We start from the raw sequence: 25,545 nt of genomic DNA, 5'->3' as shown, positions 1-25,545 counted from the left end.
TGAAGCTTGAGAGGCGGATGAGGCGTATTGGTCGTAAAGCGTTGAAAGTGATTAATCATTTGTTACTTTAAAGTATACTTGCGTAATTATTTTGGATGGCGGGAATTTTTCAAGTTGACCTTGCTAACATTCGTTGTATTATTTTAATAGTAATTCGGTATCCGGAGAGTAACTACAAAGTTATTCATGTGTGGACGCTCAGTTTTATGAATATCCAGAGCGGGTAACGGAGGCAAGCAGTGCATAAATAAAACAAAAGACTAAATACCTGGGAAGGAGTTTGTAATGCGTAGTTTCGTTCCCAACGAAGGCTATTCTAAAGTGTCAGGCATACCGGTGCTCCAAGGGCGACGCACCGTTCTTGTGAATGGCGGGGGCGGCTTCCTCGGTTCACATCTCTGCGAAAGGCTCCTGCAGCGCGGCCACAGCGTCACATGCCTCGATAATTTTTCGACCGGCCGCCGTGCGAATGTCGCTCATCTTGCTTCGAACACCCGCTTCCGCATCGTCGAGCACGATGTTAGGCAGCCCTTCGATATCGATGCGTCGCTCATCTTCAATTTCGCCTCCCCCGCCTCTCCGCCCGATTATCAGCGGGATCCTGTGGGAACGCTGCTCACCAACGTGCTTGGCGCCGTCAATACCCTTGATTGCGCGCGAAAGACCGGTGCGATCGTCGTCCAGTCGTCGACGTCGGAGGTCTATGGCGACCCGACCCAGAGCCCGCAGCATGAATCCTATTGCGGCAATGTCAATCCGATCGGACCGCGCGGTTGTTACGACGAAGGCAAGCGCAGCGCCGAAACGCTGTTCTTCGATTACCACAGGACTTACGGTGTCGACATCAAGGTCGGCCGCATCTTCAATACTTACGGACCGCGCATGCGCCTGGACGACGGGCGGGTAGTTTCCAATTTTATCGTTCAGGCCCTGCGCAATGCCGACCTGACGATCTATGGCGATGGTCAGCAGACCCGTTCTTTCTGCTATGTCGACGACCTCATTGAGGGTTTCCTGCGTTTTTCGGCTGCCGGTAGCGCCTGCAACGGTCCGATCAACCTTGGCAACCCAGCCGAAATGACCGTTCGACGTCTGGCGGAAATCATTCGAGACCTGACGAACTCGCGGTCCCGGATCGTCCACCTGCCTGCGGTCACCGACGACCCTCGTCAGCGGCGGCCGGATATTTCCCGGGCCATGGCCGATCTTGGCTGGAAGCCTCGCATCGGGCTCGAAGCCGGCCTGGCTCGCACCGTCGAATATTTCGACGGACTGCTGGCCGGCACGGAGAAGGCGGAGGTCGTATGAGATGCCCCGCTACATTCTCGTTACCGGCGGCGCCGGTTTCATAGGCAGTCATATCTGCAAAGCGTTGTCGCGCGCCGGCATGATCCCCGTCACCTACGACAATCTCTCGACGGGACATGCCGACAGCGTCCGCTGGGGCCCGCTCATCCGGGCAGAGCTTGCCGACGCCGCCACGCTGCGCCGGACCCTGGCAGAGTTTTCGCCCGATTGCGTCATCCATTGTGGTGCCAATGCCTATGTCGGCGAATCCGTCGACATGCCCAGGAAATACTACCGGAACAATGTCGTCGGCAGCCTGACGCTGCTCGAGGCCTGCCTCGATCAGGACATCGAGCGGATCGTCTTTTCGAGCAGCTGCGCCACCTATGGCATTCCCGCCTCGCTGCCGATTCGGGAGGAAAGCCCACAGCACCCGGTCAATCCCTATGGGCGCACCAAGCTGATCTTCGAGATGGCGCTTGAGGATTTTGCCGCTGCCTATGGTATCCGCTTTGCCGCGCTGCGTTATTTCAATGCGGCCGGCGCCGATCCCGAAGGCGAGCTTGCCGAGCGCCATCACCCCGAGACCCATCTCATCCCTCGCGCTCTTCTTGCCGCCGCCGGCAGGCTGGAGCGGCTCGATATCTTCGGCACCGATTATGCGACAGAGGATGGAACCTGTGTTCGCGATTATGTTCATGTCAGCGATCTCGCCCAGGCGCATCTCGCCGCCGTCAATCACCTGATGGCAGGCGGCGGCTCGCTCAGCGTCAATCTCGGCTCTGGCCGGGGCACTTCGGTACGCGAGATTCTCGAGGCGATCTATCGCGCGAGCGGCCGTGAAGTCCCCGTGAATTATCGCGCCCGCCGTGTCGGCGATCCGCCGATCCTCTTTGCCAATACCGCAAGGGCGAAGGCGGAGCTCGGTTTCGCGCCAGTTTTGTCGGACATCGATACGATCATCCGCACCGCCGGCCCCACCTTCGGACTGGAGGTGACGGCATGAGCGACGCTCTGCAAGTCGGTCACAGCGTCAGGACGGCGAAGGCCGCCGCGGCGGATGCATTCGATCCTGTTTTCACCGGCTGGAACCGCGTCGCCTATGGCTTCGGCATCCTCTGCTGGCTGACAGCACTCGGCTATTTCTGGATCTGGTGGTGCCAGTCCGCCCACATCATTTCCTGGGCCGCCTTTGTGCTTATCACCCTCGTGCTTGCCTGGATCACGCTCGTGCCGGCCTATTTCATCCTGATCTTCTTGGATGCGAGGACGGTCAATCCTGCGGCACAGCTGCCGGAAGGGCGGGTGGCAATGGTCGTCACCAAGGCGCCGTCCGAGCCCTTTGCTGTCGTCCGCGCCACGCTGCAGGCGATGCTCGACCAGATCGGCGTCGACTTCGATGTCTGGCTGGCCGACGAGGATCCTTCGGAGGAAACCAGGCGCTGGTGTGCGGCGCACGGCGTGCTGATCTCCACCCGAAAGGGCGTGGCGGAGTATCATCGCACCACCTGGCCGCGCCGGACGCGTTGCAAGGAAGGCAACCTCGCCTATTTCTACGACCACTTCGGCTATGCGCGCTACGATTTCGTCGCCCAATTCGATGCCGACCATGTACCGACGCCGACCTACCTTCGTGAAGTCTTGCGCCCCTTCGCCGATCCCGAGATCGGCTATGTCTCCGCTCCCAGCATCTGCGATGCCAATGCCGGCGCAAGCTGGGCGGCGCGCGGCAGGCTCTATGCCGAGGCAAGCCTGCACGGTTCGCTGCAGACCGGTTATAACAATGGCTGGGCGCCGCTGTGCATCGGTTCCCATTATGCGGTTCGCACATCAGCCCTTCGCCAGATCGGTGGCCTCGGCCCAGAACTTGCGGAAGACCATTCGACAACGCTGATGATGAATGCCGGCGGCTGGCGTGGCGTGCATGCCGTCGATGCGATCGCTCATGGCGACGGACCAGCGAACTTCACTGATCTCGTCGTCCAGGAATTCCAGTGGTCGCGCAGCCTCGTCACGATCCTGCTGCAACATTCCCGCCGTTACATCATGCACCTGCCCTGGAGACTGAGATTTCAGTTCGTGTTCTCGCAGCTGTGGTATCCGCTCTTCTCCGCCTTCTTGGCCGTGATGTTCCTGCTGCCGGTTGCCGCCTTGATGACGGGCCAAGTCTTCGTCAATGTGACCTATCCGGATTTCCTGCTGCATTTTGTGCCGATATCGGTCGTGCTGACGCTGTTTGCCTTCTTCTGGCGGGCCACGGGAACCTTCAGGCCGCACGATGCGAAACTGTTCGGCTGGGAAGGGCTTGCTTTTATCTTCCTGCGCTGGCCGTGGTCGCTTGCCGGCAGCCTCGCCGCGCTTCGCGACTATATCTGTGGCTCCTTCGTCGATTTCCGCATCACGCCGAAGGGAAGGCAGCAGCAGCGGTCTTTGCCGTTGCGCGTCATCGCGCCCTATATCGGGCTCGCCGGACTGTGCGCAGCCGCCGTGGCACTGGCCAGTGAGGCCGCGGCCGCTCAGGGCTTTTATGTTTTCGCTGCGATAAATCTTTCGATCTATCTGTCGCTGACAGTGCTGATCGTCATTCGCCATGCAATCGAGAACGCTCTACCGCTGATGCCGCAATCACGCGGGCTGTGGCTTGCGACAGCCATGGGGCTTGCGATTTGCATCACCGGCGGCATGCAGGCGGGCAGCCATGGTCTGCGCAGCCTCGAGGCCCTTTCCCACGGCCAGACGTTCATCAGTTTCAGCCAATCACAGTTTGCCGTGGCCGGTGCCGGTGTCGGCGGTGGCAAGACCAGGATCGTGAAGTTCCGCCTCAGATGGAATGGGTTCGGAAGCACGGGACGGGACGAACAAGGTGTTTGAGCCGGCGGAACCGGCAAGTGTCGAGTAGGAGGATGTAATGAGTATCGGATCGAGACTATACGGAGCGGCGCTCGCTCTCAGCCTGTGCCTGCCAATGGCGGCACACGGCGCAGAGGTCGCCAAAACGAAAGCGCCAACGCCGGTCAGCGCCTATGAGCTCTATCGTATCTACGGCGACAAGACCTGGACCTGGAACACCGGCGGCGGCCGTTTCTTCGATGACGGCCGGCGGTTCATCGCCTGGAGCAATGACAAGGGGAAGCCGTCCTTCGCCGAAGGCAGATGGGTGGTCGACGATCTCGGCCAGCTCTGCATGCGCGCCGCCTGGACGAATGCCGAGGGTGCGGCCCGCGCCAGCACCTGTTTCGGTCACCGCAAGATCGGCAACACGATCTATCAGCGGCGCCAGCCGGACGGCAAGTGGTACGTCTTCCGCCATGCATCGGTGCTCCCGGATGACGAGTTCGGCAAGCTCGTTCCCATGGATACGGTGAGCGCGAAGGCGCGCGAACTGAAGCAGGTCCTGCTGAGCCAGGAAATAGCCCGAAAAGGAGGGTGAAGCCATGAAGAAGCTAATGAAAAACAACCTCTCGACCACCGCGATTGCGTTGCTGCTGTTGTGTGTCGCGGATCTGCCGGGCCGGAGCGAAGTGCAATATGCGGGTATTGCCCCAAACCCGGCGGCGGCCGTGCAGGCGATCATCGACAAGCGCCCCGTCGTTCATGCCGACGGCATCAAGTTCGGGGCCTACGATCCGCACGGCGATTTCGGCGCACAGGCGAATGTCGCGACCGAAGCCCTGTTCCTGCCGTGGGAGGACGTCGACCTGGAAACCTTGCGGGTCGCCGATGCCTATGCGCTGGCGAGAGGCCGCAACCTGCTGATCACTGTGGAGCCGTGGTCCTGGGACGTCGACTGGCGGCTAACCTCCGCTCAACTCCGCGCCAAGGTCCTGCGTGGTGATTACGATGTCAACATGCGTTCGATCGCGCATATGATATCCGAGCTGAAAAGCCCGGTGATTGTCCGCTGGGGACAGGAGATGGAGGATAAGTCAGGGCGGTTTTCCTGGTCTGGCTGGAGCCCGCAGGACTATATCACGGCCTACAAGCGGATGATGGACATCGTCCGCAAGGAGGCGCCCGGCACAGAGCTCATGTGGTCGCCGAAGGGAGAGCCTGGCCTTCAGGCCTACTATCCCGGCGACGATTATGTCGATCTCGTCGGGCTCTCGGTCTTCGGCCTGCAGCGCTACGACGAGCTTGCCTACAAGGAGCACCGGACGTTCTCGGAAGCACTGAAGCAGGGCTATGATCTCGTCGCCGGCTACGGAAAGCCGATCTGGGTGGCGGAGCTCGGCTATGAAGGCGGCGACGCCTATATCAGGCCGTGGATCGAAACTGCCACATTGAAGCAGAGCGCCTTCCCGAATCTGCAGGAGGTCGTCTATTTCAACGACCAGGATGTGCATGCATGGCCGTTCGATCTTGGCCGGCCGGACTGGCGCGTGGTCGAAAACCTGGGCAACTGATAGTCCGGAAAACAGAGGCCTGAAAAACGGAGAGGCCCGCCGGGGTGTTGCGGGCCTCTCCTCGTGTCGGGCGACCGATCATCCCTTGATCGTTGCCTTACCCTCTTCGATGAGCCGGGTCGCCGCATCGGCGGGCGAAATCCGTTCGAAGGCGAGTTCGTCACAAAGCGGGCGCAGCACGCGCTGGTCGAATTGGGTTGCTCCCATCGGCACCGGCGGCGGATACTCGCCGACCTGATCCTTGAGCAGGTTCACGTATTTGACCGTTTCCTGCTCCGTCGGGTTGAGCTGCGGCAGGATGGCTTCGCGCACGGTAGGCGACATTGGCACGCCGCGTTCCACACCGAGAATCTTGCCGGCTTCGGGATCGTTGACAAAGAAGCTGATGAACTTCGCAGCAGCTTCGCCCTGCTTGGTCGTAGCGCCCACACTCCAGATCAGTGCCGGACGGTAATAATGGCCGGATGGACCGCCCTTCTTTTCGCGCGGCAGCATGGTGATACCGAGCTTGTTCTTGATGATCAGCTGATAGCCGATCATCTGGTTTGAATAGGCCATGCCGATCACCGATTTGCCGAGACCAAGGCAATTGGTGTCGATCGTGTTCTGATCGAGCGTCTGCACGTCGGCAGCAACGGTGCCGCCCGCCTTACGCAGTTTCTCCCAGTAGTCGAACCATTCCCTGGCATCGTCGGCCGTGAAGCCGAGCCCAACGCTTTCCCTCGCAAAGAGGCTTTTGCCGCGCTGGCGCAGCCAGGCATCGAACACGTAGGCGTAGCGCGCCGCATAGGGGCCGCCGCCCTTGCCGGAAGACTTGGCGAGTTCAACGGCGAGCTTGGCATACTCATCCCAGGTGAGATCGGGCGTCGGCAGCGGGATGCCCGCCTTTTCGAATGCGACGGTGTCGAAAAACATCGAGAAGGAGTTGAGGCCGAGGCCAACACCATAGAGCTTGCCGTCAATGGTGGTCAGTTTCAGCATGTCGGCGCCGAAGGACTTAACGTCCAGCGTGGAAGGGACGAATTCATCGAGCGGCAGGCAGGCGCCGCGCTTCGAATAGTCTGAGATCGTTCCTGGCTCGAGTTGGAAGATGTCGGCGATCGAGCGGCCAGCCATCTGTGTTGCGAGCTTCGTCCAGTAGCCGTCGCCCGACAGCGATTCGCCGACGAGAGTGACGCCAGGCGTCTTCGACTGATAAAGCTTGGCAACATCGAGCGTGCGCTTGGCGCGGTCGTTGGACCCCCACCACATGGCACGCAGTTGTGCGCCTTCGGCAAAGGCCGGAATGGCGCTTCCGGCGCCGAGGGCGAGACCAGCGGCCGCACCGGCTGAACCCATCAGAAATGAACGGCGATTGACCTGCATGATGATCCTCCTTGTCCCAACTGCCCGCTGCCATCCTCCAACGGCGTTATCGGGCACTTCGGCAAACAGATTACGCAAAAAAAATTTTATTGCAAGAAGTAAGCATTTTCTTGCAAATTTGCATTACTTGCATAATGTTTGCCTATGAACGACCAAAAGATCAGACGGCCGCGTCAGGCCGATATAGCTACATTGGCCGGCGTTTCCGTCTCCACGGTGTCGCGCGTGCTCGCCAACGAACCTGGTATCAGCGAAACCGTCCGCCGCCAGATATTGAAGGTGGCAGCCGAGCACGGCTATCCCGTCAAACCGGCTTCCGAAGCCGTTGCCGGCGGGCTGGCGTTGATTGCCAGCGACGGCGTCACCGGCACTCTCAGCGTCTTCTATGAAGCCATTGTCGACGGCCTGCGCGCCGGCGCTGCCGAAGCGGGCATGCCCTTCGACGTCCGGTTGGTCCGCGAGGATCGAACCACCCCGGATGCCGTGCGCGACTATATGCAGACGGCTGGGGCCGAAGGTCTCTTTCTCGTCGGTATCGATCCGAACGAGATGTTGCGCGGCTGGCTGCAGGCCAGCATGACACCGACCGTTCTTGTCAACGGCACTGATCCAAGGATGCAGTTTGACGGCGTTTCGCCGGCTAATTTCTTTGGCGCCTACGAGGCCACCCGCCGGCTGACCGAAGCCGGCCATCGTCGCATCCTGCATCTGAGCGGCTCCCACCGCCACACGATCCGCGAGCGCGTGCGCGGTTTCGAGGCGGCGATCGCTGCCGTCCCCGGCGCCGAGGGCCGTCTGGTGTCCTTGACACTTCAAGGCAGCGCCAGCCGAGAGGCGCATGAACGCACGGCAGCAGCACTTGCCGAGAATGCCGGTTTTACTGCCGCCTTCTGCATGAATGACTTCATTGCCGTCGGCGTCCTCGAGGCCGTCACCGAGGCCGGGCTGCGTGTGCCGGAGGATTTCGCGATTGTCGGCTTCGACGATCTGCCCTGCGCGCAGATGACCAATCCGCAGCTTTCCACCATGCGTGTCGACCGCGCTGCCCTCGGGCGCGAGGCCGTTTCCCTGATGCTGTCCCGCTTCCGCAATAGGACGGCCTCTGCGCGCCACATCTGCCAGGCGGTTGTTCCCATTCCGGGAGGAACCGTTCCGAACATCGAAAACCCGTGAGTGATACCGATGACCTATGATCCCGCCGGCGCCAACCCGCTCGCCGGCAATCCGCTGGAAAGTCGCGCCGATATGAGCCGCGCCCTGCTTGCGCTCTTCGATCCGCTGCTTGCCTGTTTCTCGAAGGGTAATGCCCGCGTCACCCTCAATGGCGGCGCCGCCCATTTCGACCGGGCGGCGGCCGATCTCGAAGGCTTCGCCCGCCCGCTCTGGGGATTGGCGCCGCTTGGCGCCGGCAATGGCGACTTCGCCTATTGGCATCGTTTTGCCGAAGGCCTCGCAAACGGCACCGATCCCGCCCATCCCGAATATTGGGGAACGGTCAACGGCCGCGATCAGCGGATGGTCGAGCTTGCCGCTCTCGGTTTTGCCTTGGCGCTGGTGCCCGAAAAGATCTGGGAGCCGCTCGATGCGCGCGCCCGCAGCAATGTCGTCGCCTATCTCAAGCATGCCCGGCAGTTCGACTATGCCGACAACAACTGGAAATTCTTCCGGATCTTCGTCGATATCGCGCTCGATCGTCTCGGCGCCGATTTCGACCGCAGCCTGACGCGGCAATATCTCGAGGAGCTCGAAGGCTTCTATATCGGCGACGGCTGGTATCGTGACGGAAACGTCCGCCGCATCGACCACTACATTCCCTTCGCCATGCATTTCTATGGCCTGATCTATTCGAAGCTCGTCGACGACGATTATGCAAAGCGCTACCGCGAGCGCGCGATCCTCTTCGCCCGGGATTTCCGGCACTGGTTTGCCGCTGACGGGGCGACGATCCCCTTCGGCCGCAGCCTGACCTATCGCTTTGCCTGCGCCGGCTTCTGGTCGGCGCTCGCCTTTGCCGATGTCGAGGCTCTGCCTTGGGGGGAGGTCAAGCATCTCTGCCTGCAACATCTGCGCTGGTGGAAGGACAAGCCGATTGCCGATCGCGACGGCGTGCTGTCAATCGGCTTCGGCTATCCGAACCTGCTGATGTCGGAGAGCTACAATTCCGCCGGCTCGCCCTACTGGGCCTTCAAGGCCTTTCTGCCGCTGGCGATCCCCGAGGATCATCCGTTCTGGACCGCTACGGAACAGGAGCCGGAGCAGGCGCCGGATGTCGTCCCCCAGCGTCATCCCGGCATGGTGATCATGCGGGCGGGCGGCGATGTCGTGGCGCTGTCTTCCGGCCAGGAAAACCTGCAGATGCGGTGCGGCTCGGAAAAATACGCGAAATTCGCTTATTCCGCTCGCTACGGCTTCAGTGTGGAGGCCGATGAGCGTGCCTTTGCGCTTGCCGCCTTCGATTCAGCGCTTGCCTTCAGCGATGACGGCCTGCACTACCGCGTCCGCGAAACGAACGAGGAAGCCAAGATCGCAGGCGAGGTGCTGTTTGCGAAATGGTCGCCTTTTGCCGATGTCGACGTCGAAACCTGGCTCGTGCCCGCCGCACCCTGGCATATCCGCCTCCATAGGATCAGGACAAGCCGGCCGCTGCGGATTGCCGAAGGCGGATTTGCCATCGGCCGCCGGGATTTCGAGCTGGATACGCTGTCCGCCTCGGCTGGGGTTGCCTATGCGATCGGCGAAGCCGATTTCACCGGCATTCTCGATCTCGGCTCTTCGGCCAAACGTTCGGGTCTCGTCCAGAAGGCAATGCCCAACACCAATGTGATCGTCGCAAAAACCCTGGTGCCGCAACTGCGCGGGCAGATTCCGGCCGGTGAAACAATCCTGGTGACGGCGGTGCTCGCACTTGACGATCCCGCTGCCGTCTCGTCTGTCTGGACGATCCCGCCGAAAGCGCCTGACATTGCAGCGCTGGAGGCCCTGGTGAGGGAAAAGGGCGTGACGGTCAGCGCCATTGAGGCGCCGGGACAGATGCCATGAGCCAGCCGGCCATTGTCCTTGCCATGCAACCGTCGCGCACGCAGCATGTCCTGCCGGATGAGGTCCTGCGCCGGCTGAGCGGCATCGGTCGCTTGCTGGATTCCAAGCCGCTACAGCGCTTCGACGACGAGCGCGCGAGGGGTCTGCTGGCCCAAGCCGAAATCCTGATCACCGGCTGGGGCGGGCCTTATGTCGGGCCTGAAATCCCCGCCGCGGCGCCGCATCTTAAGCTCATCGTCCATGCGGCGGGCACGGTAAAGGGCGTCATCGACGACGCCATCTTCGAAGCCGGTATCCCGGTCAGCCATTCGGCCGAGGCAAATGCCGTACCGGTGGCCGAATTCACGCTGGCGGCGATCATTTTCGCCGGCAAGCGGGTCTTCCGTTTTCGCGATCTCTACGTCGCCGATCGCAACCGCAATCGAACCCATCCGATGCAGCGCGAAGCGATCGGAAATTACCGCCGCACCGTCGGCATCGTCGGCGCGTCGCGCATTGGCCGGCGCGTCATCGAGCTCCTGAAACCCTTTGACTATAGATTGCTGCTCGCCGACCCGACGCTTGATGCCGCCGAGGCAGCTGGCCTCGGAACGGAAAAGGTCGATCTCGACGAATTGATGCGGCAAGCGGATATCGTTTCCCTGCATGCGCCGTCGCTGCCGTCGACACGGCATATGATCGATGCGCGAAGGCTGTCGCTGATGAAGGACGGCGCGACGCTCATCAACACGGCGCGCGGCATTCTCATCGATGAGGCCGCCCTGCTTTCGGCGCTGAAGACCGGCCGCATCGACGCGGTCCTCGATGTCACCGATCCGGAGATCCCGGAGGCGGGCTCTGCTTTCTACGATCTGCCGAATGTCTTTCTGACACCGCATATCGCCGGCGCCATCGGGCTGGAACGGGCGCGCCTTGGCGAGATGGCGGTGGACGAGATAGAGCGCTTCGTGACCGGCCAGCCGCTGCTCTACCAGATCCACCGGGCAAATCTCGAAAACATCGCCTGAGGCGCGTCGAGCGGCTCAGGCGATGATATCAGCGCGACGCTCTAAGCGAATTCGGCGAACCGTCATCGGCAAGTTCGGGCATGAGATCGGCAATGTTGACCACCTTGCCGGTGCGCGAGCTCTCCAGCGCGGCAATACCGCAAAGCACGGACATGGCGCCCGCCCGCGTGCCGGCGCGCTGGGCGAGCCTGTCTTCCGTATCGGGCTTGAAGATCATGTTGCGCATCCGGTCGTCGCCGCCGTAATGGCCGCCGGTGAAATGCGGAACGACGATGCGCTCCACAGCCTCCTTGCCGTTCGGGAAATTGCGGATGAGGAGGATCGTGTCCTCCTTCGGCTCTTCCCAGGGCTGGGCCTCATATTGGCGAAGCTCGATGCGCCCTTTGGTGCCGTTGAAGGCAAGGTGATGGCCCTCGATCGGCTGGAAGGTGTTCAGCGAATAGGAGACATGGACGTTGTTGCGGTAACGGAGGGACACCACCATCGTGTCGGGAATGTCGATGTCCTCGCGGAAGACGCAGCCGTCTCGGAAGTAGCCGTCGATCTTCGAAGGATCCTCGTAAAGCGAATCAAGGAAGGGATCGGCCTCGAGATCGAGGTAGTAGTCGCATTCATGCGCGTGCGGACAGAGCTTGCAGCGCGGGCCGCGGAACGGGCCCTTGCGGCCGTAATTCTGCAGGTCGGCGAAGGAGGTGACGGCATCGGGATCGCTGTCGAGGTACCAATTCAACAGATCGAAATGATGCGTTGCCTTGTGGACGAACAGACTGCCGGAATTTTCCGTATAGGCATGCCAGCGGCGGAAATAATCCGCGCCGTGCTTGGTGTTCAGATACCAATGAAAATCGACTGACGTGACCCGGCCGATCTCGCCGGCATTCAGCAATTCCTTGATCTTCGCAGCCGTCGGCGCGTAGCGATAGTTGAAGGACACGTCGACCCGGCGACCAGTGCGCTTTTCGGCATCCAGAATCCGGCGAATCTTTTCGACCGAGGTCGTCATTGGCTTTTCGGTAATGACGTCGATACCGGACTCCAGCGCCCGCACGACGATATCGTCATGCGTATGGTCGGGCGTACAGACGATGACCAGATCCGGCTTCTGCTCATTGAGCATCGAATCGATGTTTTCGTAGAGCGGCGCATTGCTGCCGATCATGTTGCGGGCGCGTTCGCCGCGCAGCGAATTCTTCTCGACGATCGCGGTCAGGTCGACATGCTCGCGCCAGCCGGCAAGCAGATCCTTGCCCCACATGGTGGTGCCGCGGTTTCCCGTACCAATCAGGGCAAAACGGCGTTTCTCCATCGAATGATCCTCCTGCATGCGTGATGAAACAAATACTGAAAATCAGGCCTAAAGCGCGTCGCGATCTTTCAGATTCGCTTGGCCAGCGCTTTAGGTCTTTGGTTTTTCGCATGTCATGATCGCAAAACCGCTGCACACTTTTGCGCGACATGCTTTAGCAGCAGCTCCTGAAGCGCTCGACGCAGGTGGCGATCACTTCGGCGGCCGGGCGTTTCCACCAGTTCTCGGCCGAAAAGATCTCCACCTCCTGCGCGCCGAAGAAACCGGCGGCCTCCACCATTCCTCTTATGCCTTTGAGGTCGATCACACCATCGCCCATCATGCCGCGGTCGAGCAGCATGTCCTTTGTCGGCACCAGCCAGTCGCAGATGTGATGGGCAAAGATGCGTTTCATGCGCCCGGCGCGGGCGATCTGGTTGGCAAGATCGGGATCCCACCAGACATGGTAGACATCGACCGCAACGCCGACATCCTCGCCGAGCTGCTCGCACATATCGAGCGCCTGACCGAGCGTGTTCACGCAGGCACGGTCGGCGGCATACATAGGATGCAGCGGTTCGATGGCGAGCTTCACGCCGGCAGCCTGCGCATGCGGCAAAACGGCGGCAATGCCGTCGAACACCATTCGGCGCGCTGCGACGATGTCCTTCGAGCTGCCCGGCAGACCGCCGACGACGAGCACGAGGCAATCGGCGGAAAACGCTGCCGCCTCGTCGATCGCCCGCCTGTTGTCGTCGAGGTTTTTCTGCCAGTCGGCATCGTTCGCCGCCGGGAAGAAGCCGCCGCGGCAAAGACCGGTCAGCTTGATGCCGTTCGATTTGACGATACGCACCGCCTCGTCGAGACCGACCTTGGCGACCTGGTCGCGCCACGGTGCGATCGCGGTGATGCCATGTTTCAGGCAGATATCGACGGCCTCGGCAAAGCCGCACTGTTCGCGGATCGTCGCCAGATTGATCGAAAGTCCTTCGACCTGCATGTCATTCTCCTCCATCCGGTGTCTTCAGTTGACGCCGTGGACGGCGAGCACTTGGCGCATGCGGCTTGCGGCAAGCTCGGGATCGGCCAGAACCCGTGCCTTGTCGGCCAGGCGGAAGAGTTCGGCCAGATGCGTCAACGATCGCGTGCTCTGCTGGCCGCCGACCATGACGAAATGGTCCTGCAGGCCGTTGAGATAGGCGAGGAAGACGACGCCGGTCTTGTAGAAGCGGGTCGGCGCCTTGAAGATGTGGCGCGACAGCGGCACGGTCGGCTCCAGCAGGTCGAAGAATTCATGATTGCTCTTGCGGCCGAGCGCCTCAAGGGCTGCCGAGGCTGCCGGCGCGATCGCATCGAAAATGCCGAGCAGAGCGTCGGAATGGCCTTCTTCGTCGCCGGCGATCAGTTCGGCATAGTTGAAATCGTCGCCGGTATACATGCGCACGCCCTTCGGCAGTCGGCGGCGCATTGCCACTTCCTTCTCCTTGGAGAGCAGCGAGATCTTGATGCCGTCGACCTTGTCGGCATGCGTCTCGATCACCTCGAGGCAGGTGGACATGGCCTTGATATGATCACCATTGCCCCAATAACCCTCGAGCGCCGGATCGAACATTTCGCCGAGCCAATGGATGATGACAGGTTCCCTGACCTGGCGGAGAATGCGGTCATAGACGCGGATATAATCGTCCGGCCCTTTGGCGGCGGCGGCAAGCGCCCGGCTCGCCATCAGGATGATGCGGCCACCGGCCGCCTCCACGGTTTCGATCTGCTCCTCATAGGCCCTGAGGATCGTGTCGATAGTGACGTCAGGTCCCGGCGTCAGATGATCGGTGCCGGCGCCGCAGGCGATCAGCGCATCCTTGCGGCCGGCCGCCTCACCGAGCGCCCGGCGGATGAGGTCGCGTGCTTCCGGCCAGCCGAGGCCCATGCCGCGCTGCGCCGTATCCATGGCTTCGGCAACGCCGAGGCCGAGATCCCAGAGCCGATGGCGGAAGGCCAGCGTCCGCTCCCAGTCGATCGCCGGCGTCAGCCAGGGATCGTTGTCGGCGAGCGGATCGGCGACGACATGGGCGGCGGCAAAGGCGATGCGCGGAAAGGCCTTGGCGTCGCGCTTGGCGAGCGCGATCGGCGTGCCGGTCAGCGTGTAGGGGGCGATCTTGCCGTCAAGAGGGAGATTGATCGTCGTCACGGCTCAGAACTCCAGTGCGGGAACATCGAGCCAGCGGCGCTCGGCCCAGGATTTCAGGCCGAGTTCGGCAAGCTGTACGCCCTTGGCGCCAGCTTCCAGGCCATAGGGCCACGGCGCATCTTCGACGACGTGGCGGATGAACATTTCCCACTGCGCCTTGAAGCCGTTGTCGAAGGCCTGCGTGTCCGGAACCTCGTCCCAGGTCTTGTAGAAGTCGATCGTCTGCGGCTGGTCCGGATTCCACACCGGCTTCGGCGTGTTGACGCGGTGCTGGCTCCAGCATTTCGTCAGGCCGGCGACGGCCGAACCATGCGTGCCGTCGACCTGGAATGTGACGAGGTCGTCGCGGCGAACGCGAACGGCCCAGGAGGAATTGATCTGCGCGATCGCGCCGCCTTCGAGCTCGAAGGTCGCATAGGCCGCATCGTCCGTGTCGCAATCATAGGGCTTGCCCTGCTCGTCGATGCGGCGCGGAATATGCGTAGCACCGAGGCAGGAGACGGCTTTGACTTCGCCGAACAGATTGTCGAGCACGTAGCGCCAGTGGCAGAGCATGTCGAGGATGATGCCGCCGCCGTCGCCCTTGCGGTAGTTCCAGGAGGGGCGTTGGGCCGGCACGCCCCAATCGCCTTCGAAGACCCAGTAGCCGAATTCGCCGCGCACCGAGAGGATCTTGCCGAAGAAGCCGGAATCCCTGAGCAGCGCCAGCTTGCGCAGGCCGGGCAGGAAGAGTTTGTCCTGCACGACGCCATGCTTGAGGCCGGAGCCGCGCGCCTTGCGGGCAAGGTCGAGTGCTACCTGCAGATCGTCGGAGATCGGCTTTTCGCAATAGACATGCTTGCCGGCATCGAGCGCCTTGGACAGAAGTTCGGCGCGCATCAGCGTCGTGCCGGCGTCGAAGAAGATCGTGTCGTCGGGATTGGCGAGCGCGGCATCGAGATCGGTCGACCAGCGCTTGATGTTATGCTTCTTCGCCAGCTCTTCCATCTTGGCGCCGTTGCGGCCGACGATGATCGGGTCGATGTCGAGTTTCTCACCCGATTTCAGCGTGATGCCGCCTTGGTCGCGGAAGGCGAGAATCGAGCGCACCAGGTGCTGATTGTAACCCATGCGGCCGGTGACGCCGTGCAAGATGATCCCCAAGCGTGCCATTTTTTCCTCCCAGCAGATTTTTGCGGCGGGAGCGGGCATCCTCGTCCGGTCCTCCCGATCCGGTAACTAAACAGTTACTTGATGGCAGAAGAGCAACGCGGCTGTCAATAGTCAAATCCGAATTTAGAGATTCAGCGCTTGATCGAGGTCAGCGTCACGTGGACGATATGCCTTTCCCAGGCATTGAGATGGGTCGGCTCCATCAGGTCGCGGCCGAAGATCGTCGAAAGCGTGTACTGGTTGGACAGGTAGAAATAACCGAGCGAGGCGATCGTCAGGTAGACATGCAGGGGATCGGCGGTCTCGATGAAGACCCCCTGTTTCTTTCCCTGCTCGAGCACGTCCGAAAGCTCGCCGATCAGATGCGAATGCAGTTCCTTGAGCCGGACGGACTGGCGCAGCCAGCGGGCCCGATGCAGATTTTCCGTGCCGAGTAGGCTGAGGAATTCCGGGTGCTGGAGAAAATAACGCCAGGTGAAGAGCGCCAGTTCGCCGATGCCTTCCTCGGGGCTGCGGTCACCGATATGCAGCGCGCGTTCGGCGGTGCGGATGCCGACATAGGCCTCTTCGAGCACTCTGAGGTAGAGCTGCTCCTTGTCACCGAAATAATGATAGAGCATGCGCTTGTTGGTGCCGGCGCGCTCGGCGATGGCGTCGACACGAGCCCCGCCCATGCCGTTTTCGGCAAATTCCCGGGTTGCCGCGTCAAGGATAGCAGCGCGTGTCCGCTCCGGATCGCGTTGGGCCGTCCGTTCGGTAGATGGGCGCCGAGACCTTTTCTTTTCCCCATTCCCCCCGCTGTCGTTCATCTCTCCACCTCCGTCTCACATGTTGCGCTCATAAGCCTTCGGTGCGAAATTGTAAAAACCGAATTTGAAAGCCCCGCGAGCGACACCGCTTGACACGCTCGCCGCTTTGCCCGTAGCTTGTAACCAATTAGTTATTTATGCAAGGGTAACTAGGTTCGGAAGCGTGTGGAGGCGCTTCCCTTTGGAGGAGGAAAGAAATGACATTCCGTGTAAGCAGACGTAATTTCGTCGCGGGAGGCGCCACGCTTCTCTCGCTCTCGGCGCTGGGAACCAGCGCTTTGGCACAGGAAACGCGCTTGCGTCTCCTGTGGTGGGGCTCGCAGCCGCGTGCGGATCGCACCAACAAGGTGTCGCAGCTCTATCAGTCGAAGAAGCCGGGCACCTCGGTCACCGGCGAATTCCTCGGCTGGGGCGACTACTGGCCGCGCCTTGCGACCCAGGTCGCCGGCCGCAACGCGCCCGACGTCATCCAGATGGATTATCGCTATATCGTCCAATATGCGCGGCGCGGCGCGCTCGCCCCGCTCGAATCCTATATGCCGGCCAAGCTCAACCTCGACGATTTCGACAAGGCGCAGATCGAGGGCGGCAGCGTCGACGGTCATCTCTATGGCGTCAGCCTGGGCGCGAATTCGGCGGCTACGGTCCTGAACACCACCGCCTTCAAGGAGGCCGGCGTCGATCTGCCGACCCAGGCGACCACCTGGGAAGAGTTCGCTCGCATGGGTGCGGAGATCACCAAGGCAGGCAAACGCAAGGGCATGTTCGGTTTGGCCGACGGCAGCGGCGGCGAACCGCTGTTCGAAAACTGGCTGCGTCAGCGCGGCAAGGCGCTTTATACCGCCGACGGTAAGATCGCCTTCGACGTGGACGATGCCTCCGAATGGTACGACATGTGGGCCAAGTTCCGTGCGGCCGGGGCCTGTGTTCCTGCCGATGTCCAGGCTCTCGACAAGAACGATATCGACACCAACACGGTTTCGCTCGGCAAGTCGGCCGCCGGTTTTGCCCATTCCAACCAGTTCGTCGCCTATCAGGCAATGAACAAGGACAAGCTGGCGCTGACCAACTACATGCGCATTAAGCCGGAATCGAAGGGCGGCCACTATCGCAAGCCTTCGATGTTCTTCTCGGTCTCCGCCCAGTCGAAAGCCGTGGACCTGGCCGTGGACTACGTCAACTTCTTCGTCAAGAACCCCGAGGCAGCGCTGCTTCTGGATGTCGAACGCGGCATTCCGGAATCGAGCGCCATGCGCGAGGTCGTCGCGGCGAAGCTTGATGAGAACGGCAAGATTGCGCTGGCCTATGTCAGCGGCCTCGGTGATCTCGCCGGCAAATTGCCGCCGCCGCCGCCGGCCGGCGCCGGTGAAGGTGAGCTGATGTTACGCAACATCGCCGAACAGGTCGGCTTCGGACAGCTGTCTCCCTCCGACGGCGGCAAACAGCTTGTCGCTGAAATCACGCAGATTCTCGCACGAGGCTGATCCCGTATGAGCAATGCGATGCGCACGCCCGCAGGGGCCATCAATGTGGAAAGATATCAGAGGGCCGTGGCCGAAGGACGCTTCAAGCGTCTCTGGAATGCCAATGCTCCCGGCTATCTCTTCCTTCTTCCATGGCTCATCGGCTTTTTCGGGCTGACGCTCGGGCCGGCCCTGATTTCGCTCTACCTCTCGTTCACCGACTTCGACATGCTTCAGTCGCCGCGGTGGGTGGGAATGGCGAATTACGTGCGCATCGCCACGGCGGATCCGAAATTCTCGGCCGCCATGCATGTCACCCTGACCTATGTCGTCTTCTCGGTGCCGTTCAAGCTGACCTTCGCATTGCTGGTTGCCATGGCGCTGAACCGCGGCCTGCGCGGGCTGTCGGTCTATCGTGCCATCTTCTATCTGCCGTCACTGCTGGGCGGCAGCGTGGCGATTGCCGTGCTCTGGCGCCAGCTTTTCGCCAGCGATGGCCTCGTCAATGCCGCGCTTTCGTATTTCGGTATCGAAGGTCCGAGCTGGATCTCGCATCCGAACTATTCGATCTATACGCTGGTGGCGCTGTCCGTCTGGCAGTTCGGCTCACCGATGATTATTTTCCTGGCCGGCCTGCGCCAGATCCCGCAGGATATGTATGAGGCCGCGAGCCTCGACGGCGCTTCCAAGTTCCGGCAATTCTACAAGATCACGCTGCCGCTTCTGACGCCGGTGATCTTTTTCAATGCCGTCGTCCAGACGATTGATGCGTTCAAGGCCTTCACGCCGGCCTTCATCATATCAGGCGGCACCGGCGGTCCGATCAACTCAACGCTGTTCTACACGCTCTACCTCTATCAGGAAGCCTTCGGCAATTTCCGCATGGGCTATGCCTCGGCGCTCGCCTGGATCCTGGTGGTGATCATCGCGATCTTCACCGCCTTCTCCTTCCTGACCTCGCGTTATTGGGTGCACTACGATGACTGAGATGACCGCTTCCGTCACCGCGGCCAGGCCGCCATCCGACATCACCAAACGCAGCCTGCCGGCGTCGCTCATCATCCACGCCCTGCTGATCGCCGCTTCGCTCCTCATGCTCTATCCGCTGTTGTGGATGGTTTCTGCATCGGTGAGGCCGGAAAACGAGATCTTCTCGTCGACATCGCTCATCCCGTCGTCGATCGATTTCTCCTCCTATGCGCGCGGTTGGGTCGGCCTTGATGTCAGCTTCGGCCGGTTCTTCTGGAATTCGCTGGTCATCTCGCTGCTGGTGGTGACGGGCAATGTCATCGCCTGTTCGCTGACGGCTTTCGCCTTTGCGCGGCTGCGTTTTGCCGGCCGGAATTTCTGGTTCGCGATCATGCTCGGCACGCTGATGATCCCCTATCACGTGACGCTGATCCCGCAATATGTGCTCTTTCTCGATCTCGGCTGGGTCAACACCATCCTGCCGCTTGTCGTGCCGAAGTTCCTGGCAAGCGATGCCTTCTTCATCTTCCTGATGGTGCAGTTCTTCCGCGGCATTCCGCGCGAATTGGACGAGGCGGCGATGATGGATGGCTGCAGCGCCTGGCGCATCTATTGGAAGATCATGCTGCCGCTGTCGCTGCCGGTTTTGGCAACGGCCGCCATTTTCTCCTTCATCTGGACCTGGGACGATTTCTTCGGTCCGCTAATCTACCTGAACGATATGAACACCTACACGATCCAGCTCGGCCTGCGCACTTTCGTGGATTCCACCAGCGCGTCGGATTGGGGCGGTTTGTTCGCCATGTCGACCCTGACGCTCGTACCGGTCTTCTTCTTCTTCCTGTTCTTCCAGCGCCTGCTGATCGAGGGCATCGCCACGACGGGCATGAAACGTTGATGGCGATAACGGGAAAGAGCGACATGAGCATCAGGACGGTCGCGATCGTCGGCTGCGGTATCGGCCGCTCCCACATCGTCGAGGGTTACCTGCCGCATTCCGACAAGTTCAAGGTCGTGGCGATCTGCGACCTGAACGAACAGCGCATGGCCGCGGTCGGCGACGAGTTCGGCATCGAACGGCGCACCACCTCTTTTGCGGAACTGCTCGCCGACGACACGATCGATATCATCGATATCTGCACGCCGCCCGGCATCCATCTGGAACAGGTGGTTGCAGCACTTGCCGCCGGTAAACATGTCGTCTGCGAAAAGCCGCTGACGGGCTCGCTTGCCGCCGTCGATACCATCATGGAAGCGGAAAAGACCGCCAAAGGCGTGCTGATGCCGATCTTCCAGTACCGTTACGGCGACGGCATTCAGAAGGCCAAGCGGATCATCGACGCCGGTATTGCCGGCAAGCCCTATACCGCTTCGGTCGAAACCTTCTGGCTGCGCAAGCCGGAATATTACGCCGTGCCTTGGCGCGGCAAATGGGCGACGGAACTCGGCGGCGTGCTGGTCACCCATGCACTGCACCTGCACGACATGCTGATGCATCTGATGGGTCCGGCGGCCAGGGTCTTCGGCCGCGTCGCCACCCGCGTCAACGATATCGAGGTCGAGGATTGTGCCTCTGCCAGCCTGCTGATGGAAAGCGGCGCCTTTGTCTCGCTGTCCTGCACGCTTGGTTCGCAGGAACAGATTAGCCGGCTCAGGCTGCACTTCGAGAACGTTACTTTCGAGAGCAGTCACGAGCCCTATACACCCGGCAAGGACCCCTGGAAGATCATCGCCGCAAATGACGACGTGCAGGAGCAGATCGACGGGGTGATTGGCGATTGGCAGCCGGTCGCGCCGCGTTTCACCACCCAGATGGGCCAGTTCCACGCTTTCCTCAGCGGCCATGCGCCGTTGCCGGTGACGACAAAGGACGCCCGCCGCGCGCTGGAACTCGTCACCGCCATCTACCAGTCTTCCGACAGCGGCGCCGAAGTGCCGTTGCCGGTCGGTCCCGACAGCCCGAAATACGCCGATTGGCGCGCAAGAACGAAGTAACCGACAAAATAAAAAGAGAGGGTTTTGAGAAGATGGCAACCAGTGTCGTTCTTCAGAAGGTCGAGAAGCGCTACGGCTCGCTGGATGTGATCCATGGCATCGACCTGACGATCGATCCCGGCGAATTCGTCGTTTTCGTCGGCCCCTCGGGCTGCGGAAAATCGACCCTGCTGCGCATGATCGCCGGTCTTGAGGAGATCACCGGTGGCGGGCTGTTGCTCGACAACGAACGTATGAACGAGGTGGCGCCTGCCAAGCGCGGCATCGCCATGGTGTTCCAGTCCTACGCGCTCTATCCCCATATGTCGGTCTATAAAAACCTCGCCTTCGGCCTGGAGACGGCGGGTTACAAGAAGGCCGATATCCAGCCGAAGGTGAAGCGCGCCGCCGAGATATTGCAGATCGAGAAGCTGCTGGAGCGCAAGCCGAAGGCGCTCTCCGGCGGCCAGCGCCAGCGTGTCGCGATCGGCCGAGCCATCGTGCGCGAGCCACGGATCTTCCTGTTCGACGAACCGCTGTCGAATCTCGATGCCGAACTGCGCGTGCAGATGCGCGTCGAGATCTCCCGCCTGCACCGCAGCCTCGGCAATACGATGATCTATGTCACCCATGACCAGGTCGAAGCCATGACGATGGCGGACAAGATCGTGGTGTTGAATTCCGGCCGTATCGAGCAGGTCGGCGCCCCGCTCGATCTCTACAACAACCCGGCCAACCGCTTCGTCGCCGGCTTCATCGGCAGCCCGAAGATGAATTTCCTGAAGGCCCGCATCGAGCAGGTCGGCGAGACCGAAACCAGCATCCATGTCTGCGGTAATTCCGTCCGCCTGCCACGCCGGCTGAAAGGCGGGGCGGGAGAGGAGGTCACCTTCGGCATCCGTCCCGAGCATCTTTCGCTGGCCGATGGCGCCATCACGCTCTCGACCGTCAACGTCGATCTCGTCGAAAATCTCGGCGGCGCCACCATGCTCTACACGACCACGCCGGATAACCAGCTCCTGACCATCGCGCTTGACGGGCAGCAGAAGGTGGAGCGCGGCGCCAATGTGAAGGCTTCCTTCGATCCGGCCCGCTGCCACGTCTTCGATGCCGCCGGCAAGACGATCTAAGCGCGCCGCTGCTTGACATCAGATCCTCCTCTGGCCCATCATTTCGGGAGGGGCCGCAGGGGGATCAAGCATGACGCCTGAAGATAGGATTCATGCGCTTCGCATCTGGCAGGGCCCGATCGAAATCTCGCCGATAGCAGGCGGCATCACCAACAGGAATTATCTGGTCAGCGATGCCGTCGCGCGCTGCGTGGTCAGGCTCGGCACCGATATTCCGATCCATCACATCAACCGGCAGAACGAGCTTGCCGCAAGCCGTGCCGCCCATGCAGCCGGCATTTCACCGGCGGTCATCCACCATTCGCCGGGCGTCCTGGTGCTCGAATATATCGAGGCGAGAGCGCTTTCGCCGGAAGATATCAGGACGCCGCAAATGTTGGCCCAGGTCGTGCCGCTGGTCCGCGCCTGCCATCGCGACATTGCCCGGCATTTCCGCGGCCAGGCTATGATCTTCTGGGTCTTCCACGTCATCCGCGACTACGCCGCCAATCTGAAGGCGTCGGAAAGCGCTTATCTTCCTCTGTTGCCGGTCCTCCTCGGCCGGGCTGAGGTACTGGAGGAAGCGGCAGGGCCTTTCGAGATCGCCTTCGGCCACAACGACCTGCTGGCCGCCAACTTTCTCGATGACGGCAAACGGCTCTGGCTGATCGACTGGGACTATGCCGGATTCAACACGCCACTTTTCGATCTTGGCGGATTGGCCTCCAACAACGAACTCTCGGAAGCGGCCGAGCGCACGATGCTGGAGACCTATTTCGACCGGCCGCTGACCGATAATCTCAGCCGGCGCTATACCGCGATGAAATGCGCCTCGCTGCTACGCGAGACGCTCTGGAGCATGATTTCGGAAATCCATTCCACCATCGATTTCGATTACGCCGGCTACACGGCCGAAAATCTCGCGCGCTTCGAGCGCGCCTATCAAGCCTTTGAACAGGACCATTAAATGACGAAGGAATTACCGAAGACGGCGAAAGCCGTGGTCATCGGCGGCGGTATTATCGGCTGCTCGACGGCCTATCATCTCGGCAAGCTCGGCTGGACCGATACCGTGCTGCTGGAGCGCAAGAAGCTTACCTCGGGCACCACCTTCCACGCCGCCGGCCTCGTCGGCCAGCTGCGCACCAGCGCCAACATCACCCAGCTCCTCGGCTATTCCGTCGATCTCTACAAGCGGCTGGAGGCGGAAACGGGTCTCGGCACCGGCTGGAAGATGAATGGCGGCCTGCGTCTTGCCTGCAACGAAGAACGCTGGACCGAGGTCAGGCGCCAGGCGACCACCGCCCAGTCCTTCGGCCTCGAAATGCAGTTGCTGACCCCGCAGGAAGCCTTCGATCTCTGGCCGCTGATGACGACAGACGATCTCGTCGGCGCCGCCTTCCTCCCGACCGACGGCCAGGCAAATCCCTCCGACATCACCCAGGCGCTGGCAAAGGGCGCCCGCATGTCGGGCGTTTCGATCTTCGAGGATACCGAAGTCCTCGACCTCGAAATCGACAAGGGGAGAATTCGTGCCGTCGTCACGGCGCAAGGGCGCATCGAATGCGAGCGCGTCGTCGTCTGCGCCGGCCAATGGACGCGCCCCTTCGCCGCCCGTTTCGGCGTCAACGTGCCGCTGGTCTCCGTCGAGCATCAATACATCATCACCGAATCCTTCGGCGTGCCATCCAACTTGCCGACGCTGCGCGATCCTGATCGCCTGACCTATTACAAGGAAGAGGTCGGCGGCATCGTCATGGGCGGCTACGAGCCGAACCCCATTCCTTGGGCGGCAAACGGCATCCCCGAAGGTTTCCATTACACGCTGCTCGACAGCAATTTCGACCATTTCGAGCAGATCATGGAACAGGCGCTCGGCCGCGTTCCGGCGCTGGAGAATGTCGGCGTCAAGCAGCTGCTGAACGGCCCGGAAAGCTTCACGCCGGATGGCAACTTCATTCTCGGCGAGGCGCCGGAGCTGAAGAATTTCTTCGTCGGCGCCGGTTTCAACGCCTTCGGCATCGCCTCGGCCGGTGGCGCCGGCATGGCGCTTGCCGAATGGGTGACGAAGGGCGAACCGCCATATGATCTCTGGCCGGTCGATATCCGCCGTTTCGGACGTCCGCATTTCGATACCGACTGGGTGCTGACACGCACGCTCGAAGCCTACGGCAAACATTACACCATGGCCTGGCCGTTCGAGGAACATTCGAGCGGCCGCCCCTGCCGTAAATCGCCGCTCTATGACAGGCTGAAGGCGCAGGGCGCCTGTTTCGGCGAAAAGCTCGGCTGGGAGCGGCCGAACTGGTTTGCCGATCTCTTCGCCAACGAGGAGCCGAAGGATGTCTACAGCTACACCAGGCAGAACTGGTTCGACGCCGTCGGCCGCGAGCACAAGGCCGTGCGCGAAGCGGCCGTTATCTTCGACCAGACCTCCTTTGCCAAATTCGTGCTGAAGGGCAGGGATGCCGAGGCAGCGCTGTCCTGGATCGCCGCCAACGATGTCGCAAGGCCGGTGGGATCGCTTGTCTACACGCAGATGCTGAACGACAAGGGCGGCATCGAATGCGACGTGACGGTCGCCCGCATCGCCGAGAACGAATATTACATCGTCACCGGTACCGGCTTCGCCACCCATGACTTCGACTGGATCGCACGCAATATCCCGGCGGCGATGCATGCCGAGCTGGTCGACGTCACATCCGCCTATTCCGTGCTGTCGCTGATGGGACCGAATTCCCGCGCCGTGCTGGAAAAGGTGACGGGCAGCGACGTCTCGAATGCGGCCTTCCCCTTCGGCAAGGTCAGGACCATCGGCATTGCAGGCTGCCCAGTGCGGGCGCTGCGCATCACCTATGTCGGCGAGCTTGGCTACGAACTCCATATTCCCATTGAATATGCGACCACGGTCTATGACGTGCTGATGGCCGCTGGCGGTGAACTCGGCCTCTTCAATGCCGGCTACCGCGCCATTGAGAGCTGCCGCCTGGAAAAGGGTTATCGCGCCTGGGGGTCGGATATCGGTCCCGACCATACGCCTATTGAAGCCGGTCTCGGCTGGGCGGTGAAGATGCGGAAGAATATTCCGTTCCGCGGCCGTGAGGCGATCGAACGGCAGCTTGCGGGCGGGGTGAAGAAACGCCTCGCCTGCTTCATTCCGGAGGATGCGGATGCCGTGCTGCTCGGCCGCGAAACGATCTATCGCGACGGCAAGCGCGTCGGCTGGCTGTCGAGCGGCGGCTTCGGCTATACGCTGGGCAAGCCGATCGGCTACGGCTACGTCCGCAATCCCGACGGCGTCACCGAGGATTTCGTCCTCTCCGGCGCCTATGAGCTTGACGTCGCGCGGGAACGCATCCCCTGCAAGGTATCGCTGTCGCCGCTCTACGATCCGGATATGGCGCGCATCAAGGCGTAGCGGGGCTAGAGCATGATGCCGCAAAGTGTGAGCGGTTTTCGGACGACATCATGCTCTAACTATATAATGTAGAACAG

At 61.3% G+C, this 25,545-nt stretch carries 21 protein-coding genes; 15 read left to right on the top strand and 6 right to left on the bottom strand.

All coding sequences use genetic code 11. From position 1 onward, the window contains the following. Positions 1-285 precede the first annotated feature (285 nt). The 5 genes from C3Y91_RS27750 to C3Y91_RS27730 are packed head-to-tail and all read left to right on the top strand — an operon-like array spanning position 286 to position 5,690. On the top strand, positions 286-1,308 hold the full coding sequence (locus C3Y91_RS27750; protein ID WP_018483131.1) for a UDP-glucuronic acid decarboxylase family protein: 1,023 nt from the start codon (positions 286-288) through the stop codon (positions 1,306-1,308). A gap of 1 nt (position 1,309) precedes the next feature. After that, complete coding sequence (gene galE, locus C3Y91_RS27745) at positions 1,310-2,293, top strand: UDP-glucose 4-epimerase GalE (RefSeq protein ID WP_024323127.1); 984 nt, start codon at positions 1,310-1,312, stop codon at positions 2,291-2,293. Beyond that, a complete protein-coding gene (locus tag C3Y91_RS27740) occupies positions 2,290-4,158 on the top strand; it encodes a glycosyltransferase family 2 protein (RefSeq protein ID WP_024323126.1) in 1,869 nt (622 codons plus the stop codon). Before galE ends, C3Y91_RS27740 begins: the two co-directional genes overlap by 4 nt. 37 nt (positions 4,159-4,195) lie before the next feature. Beyond that, positions 4,196-4,717, top strand: coding sequence for a DUF995 domain-containing protein (locus C3Y91_RS27735; protein WP_168576049.1), 522 nt, complete (start codon positions 4,196-4,198; stop codon positions 4,715-4,717). Positions 4,718-4,721: 4 nt separating this feature from the next. Beyond that, positions 4,722-5,690 (top strand): glycoside hydrolase family 26 protein, encoded by a 969-nt coding sequence (locus C3Y91_RS27730; RefSeq protein ID WP_018068698.1) that lies wholly within the window; start codon positions 4,722-4,724, stop codon positions 5,688-5,690. Positions 5,691-5,768: 78 nt separating this feature from the next. Here C3Y91_RS27730 and C3Y91_RS27725 read toward each other — a convergent pair whose 3' ends face one another. Beyond that, the gene (locus C3Y91_RS27725) at positions 5,769-7,055 is read right to left on the bottom strand and encodes an ABC transporter substrate-binding protein (protein WP_024323124.1); all 1,287 of its coding nucleotides are present in this window, start codon (positions 7,053-7,055) and stop codon (positions 5,769-5,771) included. A gap of 144 nt (positions 7,056-7,199) precedes the next feature. On the opposite strand from C3Y91_RS27725, the gene C3Y91_RS27720 reads away from it, so the two are divergent. From C3Y91_RS27720 to C3Y91_RS27710, 3 genes are read left to right on the top strand one after another with little or no spacing between them, the layout of a single operon-like run. After that, on the top strand, positions 7,200-8,228 hold the full coding sequence (locus C3Y91_RS27720) for a LacI family DNA-binding transcriptional regulator (protein WP_130656690.1): 1,029 nt from the start codon (positions 7,200-7,202) through the stop codon (positions 8,226-8,228). Between the two features lie 9 nt (positions 8,229-8,237). Beyond that, the gene (locus C3Y91_RS27715; RefSeq protein WP_130656691.1) at positions 8,238-10,094 is read left to right on the top strand and encodes a DUF2264 domain-containing protein; all 1,857 of its coding nucleotides are present in this window, start codon (positions 8,238-8,240) and stop codon (positions 10,092-10,094) included. Further along, entirely contained in the window at positions 10,091-11,101 is a 1,011-nt protein-coding gene (locus C3Y91_RS27710; protein WP_075225757.1) for a hydroxyacid dehydrogenase, read from the top strand. Before C3Y91_RS27715 ends, C3Y91_RS27710 begins: the two co-directional genes overlap by 4 nt. Positions 11,102-11,129: 28 nt before the next feature. On the opposite strand, the gene C3Y91_RS27705 is transcribed toward C3Y91_RS27710, so the two are convergent. From C3Y91_RS27705 to C3Y91_RS27685, 5 genes are all read right to left on the bottom strand, one after another. After that, on the bottom strand, positions 11,130-12,407 hold the full coding sequence (locus tag C3Y91_RS27705; protein ID WP_075225758.1) for a Gfo/Idh/MocA family protein: 1,278 nt from the start codon (positions 12,405-12,407) through the stop codon (positions 11,130-11,132). A 154-nt stretch (positions 12,408-12,561) separates the two neighbouring features. Further along, positions 12,562-13,386: a sugar phosphate isomerase/epimerase family protein gene (locus C3Y91_RS27700; RefSeq protein WP_130656692.1), complete on the bottom strand. Its 825-nt coding sequence runs from the start codon at positions 13,384-13,386 to the stop codon at positions 12,562-12,564. Between the two features lie 24 nt (positions 13,387-13,410). After that, a complete protein-coding gene (locus C3Y91_RS27695) occupies positions 13,411-14,574 on the bottom strand; it encodes a dihydrodipicolinate synthase family protein (protein WP_130656693.1) in 1,164 nt (387 codons plus the stop codon). Positions 14,575-14,577: 3 nt separating this feature from the next. Next, on the bottom strand, positions 14,578-15,726 hold the full coding sequence (locus C3Y91_RS27690) for a Gfo/Idh/MocA family protein (RefSeq protein WP_130656694.1): 1,149 nt from the start codon (positions 15,724-15,726) through the stop codon (positions 14,578-14,580). A gap of 131 nt (positions 15,727-15,857) precedes the next feature. Further along, complete coding sequence (locus C3Y91_RS27685; protein WP_130656695.1) at positions 15,858-16,535, bottom strand: TetR/AcrR family transcriptional regulator; 678 nt, start codon at positions 16,533-16,535, stop codon at positions 15,858-15,860. Between the two features lie 197 nt (positions 16,536-16,732). Here C3Y91_RS27685 and C3Y91_RS27680 point away from each other — a divergent pair, with 197 nt between their 5' ends. The 7 genes from C3Y91_RS27680 (at position 16,733) to C3Y91_RS27650 (ending at position 25,468) form a co-directional block, all read left to right on the top strand. Beyond that, on the top strand, positions 16,733-18,019 hold the full coding sequence (locus C3Y91_RS27680; protein WP_130656696.1) for an ABC transporter substrate-binding protein: 1,287 nt from the start codon (positions 16,733-16,735) through the stop codon (positions 18,017-18,019). Positions 18,020-18,025: 6 nt separating this feature from the next. Then, on the top strand, positions 18,026-18,985 hold the full coding sequence (locus C3Y91_RS27675; RefSeq protein WP_168251680.1) for a carbohydrate ABC transporter permease: 960 nt from the start codon (positions 18,026-18,028) through the stop codon (positions 18,983-18,985). After that, positions 18,978-19,865, top strand: a complete 888-nt coding sequence (locus tag C3Y91_RS27670; protein WP_024323117.1) for a carbohydrate ABC transporter permease — start codon at positions 18,978-18,980, stop codon at positions 19,863-19,865. Before C3Y91_RS27675 ends, C3Y91_RS27670 begins: the two co-directional genes overlap by 8 nt. After that, the gene (locus tag C3Y91_RS27665; protein ID WP_174826397.1) at positions 19,865-20,962 is read left to right on the top strand and encodes a Gfo/Idh/MocA family protein; all 1,098 of its coding nucleotides are present in this window, start codon (positions 19,865-19,867) and stop codon (positions 20,960-20,962) included. The genes C3Y91_RS27670 and C3Y91_RS27665 overlap by 1 nt, the downstream gene beginning before the upstream one ends. Positions 20,963-20,994: 32 nt before the next feature. Beyond that, positions 20,995-22,071 (top strand): ABC transporter ATP-binding protein, encoded by a 1,077-nt coding sequence (locus C3Y91_RS27660; RefSeq protein WP_130686970.1) that lies wholly within the window; start codon positions 20,995-20,997, stop codon positions 22,069-22,071. A 70-nt stretch (positions 22,072-22,141) separates the two neighbouring features. Next, positions 22,142-23,017 (top strand): phosphotransferase, encoded by an 876-nt coding sequence (locus C3Y91_RS27655; RefSeq protein ID WP_168576048.1) that lies wholly within the window; start codon positions 22,142-22,144, stop codon positions 23,015-23,017. Continuing rightward, a complete protein-coding gene (locus C3Y91_RS27650) occupies positions 23,018-25,468 on the top strand; it encodes a GcvT family protein (RefSeq protein ID WP_130686971.1) in 2,451 nt (816 codons plus the stop codon). It abuts the gene before it with no gap. The last annotated feature ends 77 nt before the right edge of the window (positions 25,469-25,545 follow it).

The organism is Rhizobium ruizarguesonis, from assembly GCF_012349115.1.
GTDB classification, from domain to species: Bacteria; Pseudomonadota; Alphaproteobacteria; order Rhizobiales; family Rhizobiaceae; genus Rhizobium; species Rhizobium ruizarguesonis.
Note: the sequence above shows the minus strand (reverse complement) of the source record. Positions and strands in the feature narration are given on the sequence as shown.

What these genes read in the sequence shown, in the direction of transcription:
- C3Y91_RS27665 (WP_174826397.1), top strand. Translation starts at nt 19,865, where the DNA reads ATGGCGATAACGGGAAAGAGCGACATGAGCATCAGGACGGTCGCGATC.
- C3Y91_RS27700 (WP_130656692.1), bottom strand. Translation starts at nt 13,386, where the DNA reads ATGCAGGTCGAAGGACTTTCGATCAATCTGGCGACGATCCGCGAACAG.
- C3Y91_RS27690 (WP_130656694.1), bottom strand. Translation starts at nt 15,726, where the DNA reads ATGGCACGCTTGGGGATCATCTTGCACGGCGTCACCGGCCGCATGGGT.
- C3Y91_RS27740 (WP_024323126.1), top strand. Translation starts at nt 2,290, where the DNA reads ATGAGCGACGCTCTGCAAGTCGGTCACAGCGTCAGGACGGCGAAGGCC.
- C3Y91_RS27720 (WP_130656690.1), top strand. Translation starts at nt 7,200, where the DNA reads ATGAACGACCAAAAGATCAGACGGCCGCGTCAGGCCGATATAGCTACA.
- galE (WP_024323127.1), top strand. Translation starts at nt 1,310, where the DNA reads ATGCCCCGCTACATTCTCGTTACCGGCGGCGCCGGTTTCATAGGCAGT.
- C3Y91_RS27730 (WP_018068698.1), top strand. Translation starts at nt 4,722, where the DNA reads ATGAAGAAGCTAATGAAAAACAACCTCTCGACCACCGCGATTGCGTTG.
- C3Y91_RS27685 (WP_130656695.1), bottom strand. Translation starts at nt 16,535, where the DNA reads ATGAACGACAGCGGGGGGAATGGGGAAAAGAAAAGGTCTCGGCGCCCA.
- C3Y91_RS27710 (WP_075225757.1), top strand. Translation starts at nt 10,091, where the DNA reads ATGAGCCAGCCGGCCATTGTCCTTGCCATGCAACCGTCGCGCACGCAG.
- C3Y91_RS27705 (WP_075225758.1), bottom strand. Translation starts at nt 12,407, where the DNA reads ATGGAGAAACGCCGTTTTGCCCTGATTGGTACGGGAAACCGCGGCACC.
- C3Y91_RS27675 (WP_168251680.1), top strand. Translation starts at nt 18,026, where the DNA reads ATGAGCAATGCGATGCGCACGCCCGCAGGGGCCATCAATGTGGAAAGA.
- C3Y91_RS27750 (WP_018483131.1), top strand. Translation starts at nt 286, where the DNA reads ATGCGTAGTTTCGTTCCCAACGAAGGCTATTCTAAAGTGTCAGGCATA.
- C3Y91_RS27715 (WP_130656691.1), top strand. Translation starts at nt 8,238, where the DNA reads ATGACCTATGATCCCGCCGGCGCCAACCCGCTCGCCGGCAATCCGCTG.
- C3Y91_RS27735 (WP_168576049.1), top strand. Translation starts at nt 4,196, where the DNA reads ATGAGTATCGGATCGAGACTATACGGAGCGGCGCTCGCTCTCAGCCTG.
- C3Y91_RS27725 (WP_024323124.1), bottom strand. Translation starts at nt 7,055, where the DNA reads ATGCAGGTCAATCGCCGTTCATTTCTGATGGGTTCAGCCGGTGCGGCC.
- C3Y91_RS27670 (WP_024323117.1), top strand. Translation starts at nt 18,978, where the DNA reads ATGACTGAGATGACCGCTTCCGTCACCGCGGCCAGGCCGCCATCCGAC.
- C3Y91_RS27660 (WP_130686970.1), top strand. Translation starts at nt 20,995, where the DNA reads ATGGCAACCAGTGTCGTTCTTCAGAAGGTCGAGAAGCGCTACGGCTCG.
- C3Y91_RS27680 (WP_130656696.1), top strand. Translation starts at nt 16,733, where the DNA reads ATGACATTCCGTGTAAGCAGACGTAATTTCGTCGCGGGAGGCGCCACG.
- C3Y91_RS27655 (WP_168576048.1), top strand. Translation starts at nt 22,142, where the DNA reads ATGACGCCTGAAGATAGGATTCATGCGCTTCGCATCTGGCAGGGCCCG.
- C3Y91_RS27650 (WP_130686971.1), top strand. Translation starts at nt 23,018, where the DNA reads ATGACGAAGGAATTACCGAAGACGGCGAAAGCCGTGGTCATCGGCGGC.